Annotated in this window: 9 protein-coding genes and 1 riboswitch; of the genes, 5 read left to right on the forward strand and 4 right to left on the reverse strand. The window is 35.1% G+C overall.

All coding sequences use genetic code 11. From position 1 onward, the window contains the following. Window positions 1-172 precede the first annotated feature (172 nt). Window positions 173-340, forward strand: a complete 168-nt coding sequence (locus ACH6CY_RS15230) for a DUF6903 family protein (RefSeq protein WP_374068166.1) — start codon at window positions 173-175, stop codon at window positions 338-340. Window positions 341-411: 71 nt separating this feature from the next. Then, window positions 412-1,869 carry an arylsulfatase gene (locus ACH6CY_RS15235; RefSeq protein ID WP_374068167.1) on the forward strand — a complete coding sequence of 486 codons (1,458 nt, stop codon included), beginning with the start codon at window positions 412-414 and terminating at the stop codon, window positions 1,867-1,869. An 84-nt stretch (window positions 1,870-1,953) separates the two neighbouring features. Here the strand turns inward: ACH6CY_RS15235 and ACH6CY_RS15240 are convergent, their stop codons facing one another. Further along, complete coding sequence (locus tag ACH6CY_RS15240; RefSeq protein ID WP_374068168.1) at window positions 1,954-3,198, reverse strand: anaerobic sulfatase maturase; 1,245 nt, start codon at window positions 3,196-3,198, stop codon at window positions 1,954-1,956. Window positions 3,199-3,396: 198 nt separating this feature from the next. Here ACH6CY_RS15240 and ACH6CY_RS15245 point away from each other — a divergent pair, with 198 nt between their 5' ends. Together ACH6CY_RS15245 and ACH6CY_RS15250 are read left to right on the forward strand one after the other, a co-directional pair. Next, window positions 3,397-4,344, forward strand: coding sequence for a formylglycine-generating enzyme family protein (locus tag ACH6CY_RS15245; RefSeq protein WP_374068169.1), 948 nt, complete (start codon window positions 3,397-3,399; stop codon window positions 4,342-4,344). Window positions 4,345-4,416: 72 nt separating this feature from the next. Beyond that, complete coding sequence (locus tag ACH6CY_RS15250) at window positions 4,417-5,193, forward strand: TSUP family transporter (RefSeq protein WP_374068170.1); 777 nt, start codon at window positions 4,417-4,419, stop codon at window positions 5,191-5,193. A 77-nt stretch (window positions 5,194-5,270) separates the two neighbouring features. Here the strand turns inward: ACH6CY_RS15250 and ACH6CY_RS15255 are convergent, their stop codons facing one another. The 3 genes from ACH6CY_RS15255 to ACH6CY_RS15265 form a co-directional block, all read right to left on the reverse strand. Beyond that, a complete protein-coding gene (locus tag ACH6CY_RS15255; RefSeq protein WP_374068171.1) occupies window positions 5,271-5,711 on the reverse strand; it encodes a flavodoxin domain-containing protein in 441 nt (146 codons plus the stop codon). A gap of 15 nt (window positions 5,712-5,726) precedes the next feature. After that, a complete protein-coding gene (locus ACH6CY_RS15260; RefSeq protein ID WP_374068172.1) occupies window positions 5,727-6,776 on the reverse strand; it encodes a ribonucleotide-diphosphate reductase subunit beta in 1,050 nt (349 codons plus the stop codon). Between the two features lie 69 nt (window positions 6,777-6,845). After that, window positions 6,846-9,134 (reverse strand): ribonucleoside-diphosphate reductase subunit alpha, encoded by a 2,289-nt coding sequence (locus ACH6CY_RS15265; protein WP_374068173.1) that lies wholly within the window; start codon window positions 9,132-9,134, stop codon window positions 6,846-6,848. A gap of 329 nt (window positions 9,135-9,463) precedes the next feature. Then, window positions 9,464-9,548, forward strand: a riboswitch (cyclic di-GMP riboswitch). Between the two features lie 107 nt (window positions 9,549-9,655). Here ACH6CY_RS15265 and ACH6CY_RS15270 point away from each other — a divergent pair. After that, a complete protein-coding gene (locus tag ACH6CY_RS15270) occupies window positions 9,656-11,446 on the forward strand; it encodes a methyl-accepting chemotaxis protein (protein WP_374068174.1) in 1,791 nt (596 codons plus the stop codon). Window positions 11,447-11,521 lie beyond the last annotated feature (75 nt).

Here is an 11,521-nt window from a genome sequence, read left to right on the forward strand (position 1 = left end):
TTATTTTATATATCACTGTACAAAAAAGATTAACACAAGGAATGACTGTTGGAGGTCTGAAAGGATAGGTGTTTAACTTAAGCCGGTGAGTAGACCAAGGACATCGCTTCAAGACCTAAAAGTAAAGACCCAGACAATGTAGATGTGAATCAAACGTTTAGGAGGTACTTAAATGAAAGATAACATATTACGTCTTGTTAAAATTCTGTTCTTTCTTCTTTGTTTATCGTTAGTAATTTATGGACAAAGAACGGTAGGTAAAATGGAATTGTTCATTCAATTATTAGGATTGTCAGGCTTATTATTTTTACTATGGAATTACAATCGAAAGTTTCTCTAATAGTTAGTCGATGTTTTAGTAAGTGTTCAAATGCTATATTAACTTAATTTTTATGATTGAAAGGTGAGAGAATGAAACCGAATATTTTGTTAGTAATGGTTGACCAGATGCGTTTTGATTGTTTAAGCATACTTGATCATCCTGTTGTAGAAACACCTAATCTAGATGAGCTTGCTCAAAAAGGTGTTGTTTTTTCAAATGCGTACGCAGCAACTCCAACTTGTGTGCCAGCAAGGGCAGCAGTACTAACAGGAATGAGCCAAGAATCACATGGTAGAGTGGGATATGAGGACAAAGTCCCTTGGAATTATGATCATACTTTACCAGGAGAGTTAGCTAAGAGTGGATATCATACACAGGCTGTTGGGAAAATGCATGTGTATCCAACAAGAAAGCTAATGGGCTTTCATAACATTACATTGCATGATGGTTATATGCATTATAATCGTTTTAAGAATGAAGTGAAAACAACAGAGACATTTGAATATTGTGATGACTATCTAAACTGGTTCAGAGATAAAAAAGGGTATGATTATGATATTACAGATTTAGGTCTTGATTGCAACTCCTCAACGATGGCAAGACCGTGGGAACTGGAAGAGAAGTATCATCCAACTAATTGGACTGTTCAACAATCAATCGACTTTTTAAGGAAGCGTGACCCTTCAAAACCGTTCTTTTTAAAGACGTCTTTTGTACGACCGCATCCTCCATTTGATCCGCCGAAAGTCTTCTTCGATCAATATTTGAACAGTGATATGGATGATCCTTATATTGGCGAGTGGGCAGAATTAGAAGATATAACGCATGAAGGGTTAATGCCAACAGCGAAGAAAGGTGATGTTCCAGCTGCTCGATTAAGAAGGGCTAGAGCTGCCTATTATGCATTAATTAGTCATATTGATTATGAAATAGGTAGATTAGTCAATGCGATGCAGGAATATGGTGTGTTAGATAATACCATTATTTTATTTACCTCTGATCATGGGGAATTATTAGGCGATCATAATCGTTTTGCTAAAGCTCTCCCATACGAAGGTAGTGCACATATTCCATTTATTTTAAATGATCCTGGTAACTTGTTAAGGTTAAAGAAAGGCAGTACTATTGATCAAGTAGTAGAGTTAAGGGATATTATGCCAACATTACTTGATATAGCAGGTGTAGATATTCCAAAAAGTGTAGATGGAAAGAGTTTACTTCCTTTATTAAAAGATGAACACACTTCACCTATACGAGAATTCATGCATGGAGAGCATAGCTATGGTGTAGATTCGTATCACTATATTACAAATGGGAAAGAAAAGTATATTTGGTTCTCCCAAACTGGAAATGAGCAGTACTTTGATCTTGAAAATGATCCTTATGAATTGAAAAATGAAATAGATAATCCAACAGATAGAAGTCGAATCGATCGATTAAGGCAATTTTTAATCGAACAGCTAACTGGACGTGAAGAGGGTTATACGGATGGAAAAAAATTAATTGTTGGAAAAGAACCGAAAACATGCTTGAGTCATATTCGATGATGTAATTACAAAAAAAACAAGAAAAGAGACTAACCTATTGAGGCTATATATAGTTAGTCTCTTTTAAAAAGTTAACATATAATTCTATGTTAATAGAGGCTGGCAACATTTTTTAAACTTTTTGCCACTACCGCATATACAAGTAGCATTTCTATCTGGTAATTTCCCACCAGATTGAGCATGCTCATTTAGTCTCTTTTTTTTCACGTTTTTTGCGATTTCTTGTATCCGATCATGCGCATAACGGTAAACTTGCTGATAGCTTTCGCAAAAGTATTCAACCCCCACTTGATTGTTATCTCTTTGGCGATTTCTCGGACAACCACCGTGGCATAAGTGTAGAAACTCACATTGATTGCATTTTTCTGGAAATGTTGGCTTCATAGCAGAAAACTGCTCCCAACGCTCGTGTTGGGCAATGGATTCCAATGAATCAAATTGAACGTTACCCAAGTGATAATCGTCATGAATGTAGAAGTCACAAGGATAAGCATCGCCATTTTGTTCTAATAGAAGTGTTTTAGGGCATGTTTCTAAGCGCATACACATTTCAGCTGATTGATGCAAGTAAACAGCTAACATATTATCAAAAAAACGGATTGAAATTTTGGGATTTCCATTATTATACCATTGATCGAATGTTTCACATAAAAAATCACCGTACTGCTTGGGAGTAATTAAGAAATCTCCAGGTTGTCCAATATGTTGAGACTGAAAATCCATACATGGAATGAATTGTATATGTTCAAATGCTTGTTCTTGGTAGAAATGCATTAATTCAGTTGCTTTTGAAACATTGGTTTCATGTAAAACAGTTAAGATATTAAATGGTACTTGTTCATTTTTTAAGTGTTCAATACCTTTCATAATTGCTTGGAAACTACCTTTACCAGAACTTGTTACTCTTCTGGCATCATTGATATATGCAGGTCCATCTAAACTAACACCAACTAAAAAGTGATATTGTTTAAAAAATTTGGCCCATTCACGATTGAGTAACATGCCATTTGTCTGAATAGAATTACTGATCATTGTATTTTTAGGTGCATATTTTGCTTGGAGATAGACTACTTTTCTAAAAAAATCAATACCAGCTAATAAAGGTTCGCCACCTTGCCAGGCAAAAGTAACGAGCCCATTTGACATTTCCATGTATTCCTTGATCACTTTTTCTAATACTTGTTCATTTATTCGTTGGATCTTTCCTGCTCTACCGTTACATCGACTGTAATAACAATAATCACATGCCAAATTGCATGATTCTGAAACTGTTTTCCACATAATTCCTGATATACGTCTGTTTTGGGGAATAGTAGTCATGTTACTCATTTCAGTGTCTCCTTATATTGGATGTATTATTAATTATGATGGGAAAGTCAAATCAATTCTATGATAGACATCACAATTGATTTTCCAGTATAAAAGAAAATCACATCATTAAATGATTACTTTTCTAATGAAACTGCTAAATAAATAGCATATAATAAAAGGATATACTATTTTAAACAATAGATGAAGGTGTTATAGATGAATAAGAGGAATCAACAATCATGTTGCTCAGCACGACGAGCAATAGTCGATAAAAGAAATTATCCATTAGAACAACGCTGTACAATGAATGCAGTGAAAGATAAGCAGGCTATGGTTTTATTACAAGGTAGTCGCTTTTTTATGGGAGATGCTTTTAATGAAGGGTTTTTACAGGATGGCGAACGACCTGTAAAAGAGGTAGAAGTCTCTTCCTTTTATATCGATCCGTATGCAGTTACAAATAAAGCTTTTGATACGTTTATTAAAGAGACGAATTATGTCACCGAAACAGAAAGATATGGTTGGTCGTTTGTTTTTTATCAATTTGTAGATATAGAAAAGGTAGAGTTAGTAGCACCAGCTCATCAATGGTGGTTACCCGTTAAGGATGCTTACTGGTACCAACCAGAAGGAAAAGGTTCTTCGATTGAAGAGCGTATGGATCATCCAGTAACACATGTGACATGGAATGATGCAATTGCTTATTGTCATTGGGCTGGGAAACGGTTACCAACAGAAGCGGAATGGGAATATGCTGCACGAGGTGGATTAGTTAAAAAAAGATATCCTTGGGGTGATGCGTTAACACCGAATGAAAAGCACCGATGCAACATTTGGCAGGGTAGTTTTCCTACTTATAATGCTACAAGCGATGGTTTTTTTGGTACTGCTCCAGTAGATACCTATCTGCCAAATGAGTATGGTTTGTATAATGTGGCAGGAAACGTATGGGAATGGTGTGCAGATTGGTTTGATGCGAAGTATGACTATAGTGAAATCATTGACCCCAAAGGGCCTCCTGTTGGGCAAATGCGTTCGATGCGAGGTGGCTCTTATCTTTGTCATCATTCATACTGTAATAGGTATCGAGTTGCTTCCCGTTCATCAAATACACCAGATAGCTCGTCAGGGAATGTAGGATTTAGATGTGTAGCTGATGTATAGTAACGAAAATAATCAAATCATACAAAGTCCTTCAATCAGTTGAAAGGAATAGTTTTTTAGGGGATGATCGCTATGTTTGTTTTATATTTTATGATTGGCTTATTTGCTACAACGCTCGGGGCTATAGCAGGTTTAGGTGGTGGTGTTATTATCAAGCCTGTATTAGATTTTTTTGGGCATTATGATTTGTCAACAATAGGTATTCTTTCTGCTGCTACTGTATTTTCGATGGCAGCTGTTTCGTTAATTAAGATGAGGAAAATGGATGTGACTATTGATAAGATAAATAGTGCACTTATTGCAGGTGGATCTATCTTAGGTGGTTTTATCGGGAAAGCTGTCTTTAACTACTTTGTCATGAGTCTTGGGATTTCAAAAGGTGTAGCGATTTTCCAATCTGTATTGCTTGCAGTATTGTTATTATTAATATTTATCTATTTTAAATATAAGCATGTTATGAGAAGATTCAATGTAAAAAACAGGGTTATTATTTTATTGATTGGCATTGTACTAGGGTTGCTATCCTCGTTTTTAGGTATTGGTGGAGGGCCATTAAATGTGGCTGTTTTAAGCCTTTTATTTTCAATGAATGCAAAAAATGCGACCTTTAATTCCATATTTATCATCTTTTTCTCGCAATTATCAGCGCTGATGTTAGCCGGAATGACAACAAATATTAGTGATTATGATTTAGTCATGTTACCTTATATGATTGCTGGTGGTATTATTGGCGGACTTGTTGGTACTAATTTTGTACATAAATTAACGAATAAGCAAATAGAAAAGATTTTTAATATAGCTATTTTAACTATTTTGTTTATTAATATGTATAATGTATTCTCTTATTAGTTATTGCAAAAGCATATAAAATGAAGCAAACAGTTACGTTCATTTGAACGTAACTGTTTGTTATAGATGCAATAAAATTATGCTAGTACTAATGTTCTTGTGAGTCGGTCACAGAATTTTTCACAACGTATTAGGTCTTCTTGTTGTGGCGTTAATTCGATTTTTAGTGTAACAGCTAAGTTGGTATGGACATATAACATGTCTCGGAATAAATCGACCGCTCCACAATAATAAGGGTAAAAACTATCACCAGTGCCGAATACACCTGTTGTGACATGCTTCATATCTTGTTCCTCAAACGCGATAAACAGATCTTCCATTTCTATTGGAAGGTCGCCATTGTCCCATGTATACGTCCCAATTGCAATAATATCATAGGTTGGAAGTGTATCATAGTCTAACTCGTCGATAGCAATAAAGTCTACATTAATGTGCTGTTTTTGCATACCGTGGTAGATCTGTCTTGCAAGATCTTCCGTATTACCAGTTACTGATGTATAAATAATGGCAGCTTTCATTGCCAATAGCCTCCCTTATAATTCATCAAAACCATTAGAAGAAGAAACTTTTGTATACGTACGAGATTTTTGCTCGAAAAAGTCTGATTTTGTTTCATTTAACATTTCGTCGCTGAACACGTGTATCCAAGCCATTGGATTCTCACGTTCTTCATAATAATTATCTAAACCAATTTGGCGCAGACGCTTGTTTGCAAGGTATTCCACATAGCCATGGAATTCATCAAGGTCGATGCCATCGATGTCTTTTAGAATATAATTAGCCCATTCCTTTTCATTTTGGACAGCTTTATCAATCGTTTGATAGGCATATTGAATATTCTCTTCTGTATTTAATTCAGGATTCTCTGTTAACAATATACGGATAAACTGTGAAATGAAATACGCATGTTGCATTTCATCACGCTGAATATAGCTAATCATTGTACTTGTTTTTAACATTTTTTGTTGGCGTGCCAAGTGATAGAAGAAAGCAAAACCAGCATAAAAATAAATGCCTTCTAAGTTAATAGAATTAACCGCTAATTCAAATAATCGTTGCGGTGTTGGTTTTTCACGAAAAGCATCATAGCTATCTAGGATTAATTGATTTCGCTTACGAACAATTGGATCATCTTTCGCTTGATCAAAACGCTCATTTTGTTCTCTTAATGGTACAAGAGAACTTAGAATATATGAATAAGATTCATTATGAACAGCTTCTTGCTGAGAAATAACTGCAAAGATCGCTTTAAAGCTTGAATCTGTCACATAGTCCATCACGTGAGACATTGTCGGTGTTTGTAGACTATCTAATGAAGCAAGCTGTGTGTTAATGCGCAAGAAAACATCTTTTTCGGTCTCTGAAAGATTATCCCATTGTTTAATGTCATCTTGCATATTAATTTCTTGTGCTTTCCAAAAATTCGATAATAATGTTTGATATAGATCATACATTTGCGGATAAGCAATATCATTCCAGTTTAAGAGACCAGAAGATTGTCCATTAATTATTCCGGTAGATTTGTTCGGATAAGTAGGGTTAAGTAATTTTATTTTCGTCAACGGTTGATCAGTTTGTACCATGTTATATTTGCCTCCTGTAAGAATAAGGGGAGGAGCTGTTGAGTGAACAACTCCTTGTCCCTTTCATTATTAACTATGACAAGCTTCACACTCATCAATTTCTGTTTGAGAAGTACTTCGGACATAATAAGTAGTTTTCAAACCATGTTCCCAAGCAGACAGATGTAAATGCAATAGATCTTTTGCTTTGATATCATGACGCACGTACAGATTAAAGCTAATTCCTTGGTCAACGTGACGTTGTCTAGCTGCATTTTGCTTAATGCTCCAGGTCTGGTCTAGCTCATGACGTGCACGACGATAGTAATTATAAGTGACATGGTCTAAGTCAGGTGCAGTAACTTTGAATTTGAAATTTTTCTTTTCTTCAGCGAATTCAACCGCATATAATGGGTCAATTCCATCCGTTGAGCCGCCAATTTTTGCTGTGGAAGAGTTTGGTGCAACGGCCATTAACCAGCCATTACGAATTCCATTTGTGGCGACATCTGCTTTTAATGACTGCCAACGCTCGCTATTATAACCTTTTCGCTCAAAGTAACGTCCTGTTTCCCACTCAGAGCCAGCGAATGCACGATAAGTACCTTTTTCTTTTGCTAATTCCATTGACGCTTGGATCGTATAATAAGCAATATCTTCGTACACTTTATCGGCAAACTGAACAGCTTCATCAGATTCCCAATGAATATGTTCTAATGCAAGAAGGTGATGCCACCCGAAAGTACCGAGTCCAACAGCGCGATATTTCTTATTCGTTACTTGTGCTTGTCCGACACTAATTGTATTTAAGTCTATAACATTATCAAGCATACGTACTTGAATACGAATTAGACGTTCTAATACATCAGCACGTACTGCATTTGGCAGATTGATAGAAGATAAGTTACATACAACGAACTCACCCGGTTTACGTACGATGACAATATTTTCATCCTCATCTTGATATTCACGTACAATCGTTGTTGTTGACATGTTTTGGGCGATTTCTGTACATAGATTACTACAATAAATTGATGTTCTACCTACACCACGTCCATGTTTATTAGGATTTTGACGATTTACTTCGTCACGATAGAACATGTAAGGTGTACCTGTTTCTAATTGTGCGACCATAATACGTGCCATTACATCCATTGCCCGATATGTTTTTCTTGGTAGTAACGGATGATTGACAGCTTCTTTATATTTTTCAGTAAAGTATTTGTTATCTGTTTCATCATAAAAATCTTCTAGACCAAGCGCATTCCCGTTTTCGTCTTTCCAACCCATTATTTGTTTTACTTGATGTGGACAGAATGTGTGCCACTCGCCAATACTTTTTCCGCTCTCATCAGTTACTTTTAATTGCTCCATGAAAAAGTCAGGAATAGAAACACCGGTGAAAATATCGTGCGCTTTACGTCTTTCATCACCATTATTTGTTTTTAAATCTAGGAACCCACTCATAATATCTTTATGGAAAACATCAAGATAAATAGCAACTGCTCCTTGACGTTGTCCTAATTGATCTACACTTACAGCAGTATCGTTTAGTAAGCGAATCCAAGGAACAACACCTGAAGAGTTACCTTTGAATTTCTTAATATCAGATCCTAATGCGCGAACTTTACCGTAGTAAATACCAATTCCGCCGCCATCTTTACTTAATCTAGCAATGTCCCAGTTATTTAAATAGATTCCATCTAATGAATCATCAACCGTATCAATAAAACAAGAGGATAATTGGCCATAGCTTTTACCAGCATTTGAAAGTGTTGGTGTAGCTACTGTCATATATAAATTGCTCAAAGCCCAATATGCTTCTTTAATTAAATCAAGGCGTTTCTCAGCAGCTTCCTGTTTCATGAGTGTCATCGCGATAATCATAAACCTTTCTTGTGGCAACTCATATAAATGACGATCATGGTCGCGAGCTAAATAACGATCTGCTAATAGGAACAAACCGATGTAGTTAAATAATTGATCACGTTCTGGAATAATTTCTTGTTCTAACGTATCAATTTCTTCTTTTGTATACGTTTCTAAAATAGCTTTGTCATAGATGCCTTTATCTGTTAGAGACAATAGTAGGTTATATAGATTTCCGTACTTATTATTTGTATCGTAACTACGATTTCGAGCTGCTTCTTGATAGATTTGCTCTAAATAGAAGTGTGCTGCTACAAAAGTCCAATTAGGTTGATCCATTGAAATCCGATTTAGCGCATAAAAAAGCGCCTCTTGATTCGGATCTTTAGAGGTGGTTGCTATGTTTCGAATTTGTTCTTCGATGTGAGTAATATCCATATCGTATTTGTTAGATAGTTGAGAGAGTTGCTTCAACACACGCTGGATATCATTGTCCATTACCATTGTCATTATAAATATCCTCCTGTACAAAATAATAATATGTATGAATGTTTATAGAAGCTTTGATGTTGAGTTCTTGCCATTCTACATTAAAAATACAATATATAGGCGGATTCCGTTCGAAAACACCTATATATTGTATGATAACGTAATTTATTAAATTAAGCAATTGTAAAATATATATTTTTTAGTTTGAAAAGTATATATACATTATGGCAATATTAACTGTAAAATGGTATAGGAAGAAACTACTATAATTTAAAAATACCTTTAAATAATATTGAGTAATTAGTTATTTTTAACTATAATATAATTAGCATATGTTAACGTACAAATGAATAGGAAAAGGGCAAACTTATTGAAAGATAAGGACGCAAAGCTACGGGTCTGTTGTTATCAAACGATGATCGCCGAGCTACCGAAAAGAAATGAATCACTCACGTAAGCAGAATAACGTTTCTAAATTACGTAAAAAGTTCACCATTCTTTTGGTGAGCTTTTTTTTAATGATAAAAGAGAGGAGAAATGTCATGAAACAATTGAAGCTGAAACGAAAGAAAATATCAAAAACGAAAACCAAAACGAAGAGGAGGGAATGGATAAACAAATTGAGTGACTTACCACTTATCGGTATGAGAAGTAAATCAATTGGCGGTAAATTTGGAACCGCTTTCTTTTTTGTTCTATTATTATTAGCAATTTCTTTAGGATTTATTATAAAATCAGTTGTCACTGTTGAAAATGAGGTCAATGCATTAGAAAGAAGGGGAAGTAGAGCAATTGCTATTACGGAGATTGGATCAGAGATAAGAGCTAAATCAATGTCTGCACTTAGTTATTCACAAAATGGAAGTAATGTATACATAGATGAGTATAAAGAAGATCAAGAAAAGGTAAAAGAATTGTTAAGTACTATCCAAAAAAACGTGGATACCGATCAACAAAAATCATTAATGGAAAGTATAAACACATTTAATGATAGAATAGACGAATTATTTTTGGAGGAGATTGCTGGTAAATATGAAGCTGAAAGTAATTTATTTGCATTTTATACAAAACAGTTTAGTGACTTAACAAATGAGTCACTATCATATTTAGAAATGTTGAGAAATACGGTAAATGATGAGAGAGAAGAAGCTGTTAGTAATGTAATCGATAGTCAAAATTCTGTTTTAATTACATTAACTATGTCTATGTTCCTTTCTATTGTAATTGGTATTATCATGATAATCTTTTTAAGTCGGCATGTATCTAAGCATTTGGGTAAAGTAGTTGAGATGAGTAATAATATTGCTAATGGAGATTTAACAACCGATTCCCTGGATTATCAAGCAAAAGATGAAATAAGTAGACTAGGAGAATCAATGAATGTGATGCAAGAAAATATTAAGCATATTGTTCAACGAATTAATAAAACAGCAGATACAGTGAGTAAACAAAGTGAAGCTTTAACTCAATCGTCCAGTGAAGTGAAAAATGGTTCTGAACAGATTGCGGCGACAATGGAAGAGTTGGCCTCAGGTACTGAAACACAAGCTAGTCATGCTGGAGATCTTGCACATGCAATGGAGAATTTTACTTCGAAAATAACAGAAGCTAGTCATAATGGTAAAAAGGTAAGCCAAACAACGATGGAAGTAGGAACGGAAACAGAAACTGGATATAAATTGATGGAAGAATCAATAAAACAAATGGGTAATGTTGACACTATTGTAAAACAAGCAGTAGAGAAAGTGCGTGGGCTAGATATCCAGTCAAGGGAGATTACTAAACTCATTTCCGTGATTAAAGATATAGCTGAGCAAACCAATTTACTTTCCTTAAATGCAGCAATAGAAGCAGCTAGAGCGGGAGAACAGGGGAAAGGATTTGCTGTTGTAGCTGATGAAGTTCGTAAGTTATCTGAACAAGTGAGTGACTCTGTTAAGGATATTACGACAATTGCAGCAAACATCCAAAAAGAATCGTCTGTTGTATCTACAACATTAGAAGAAGGGTATCAAGAAGTAGCGCGCGGTAAGGAGCAAATAAGTAATACAGGAGCTTCCTTCAATTCAATAAAAGATGCGATTGAAACAGTAACACTAAATGTACAGCAAATGACAGATGGCCTAACTAAAATGACAGTAGATAGTGAGCAAATGAATACATCTATTCATGAAATTGCTTCTATATCAGAGCAATCAGCAGCAGGTGTGGAAGAGACGACGGCATCGGCAGAAGAAACAACAAGTGCGATGGAAGAGATAACGACCGGATCTAGTCAGTTAGCTTTATCAGCAGAAGAACTGAATAACTTAGTAAGAAAATTTAAATACTAAAAAGGTTCTACGTCAAATCACGTTGGTGAGTCAGAATAGTCAACTGAATTATTTTATGTTCGCGTCCTAAAGTAG

It is taken from the genome of Paraliobacillus sp. JSM ZJ581 (assembly GCF_044383835.1).
GTDB lineage: Bacteria > Bacillota > Bacilli > Bacillales > Amphibacillaceae > Paraliobacillus.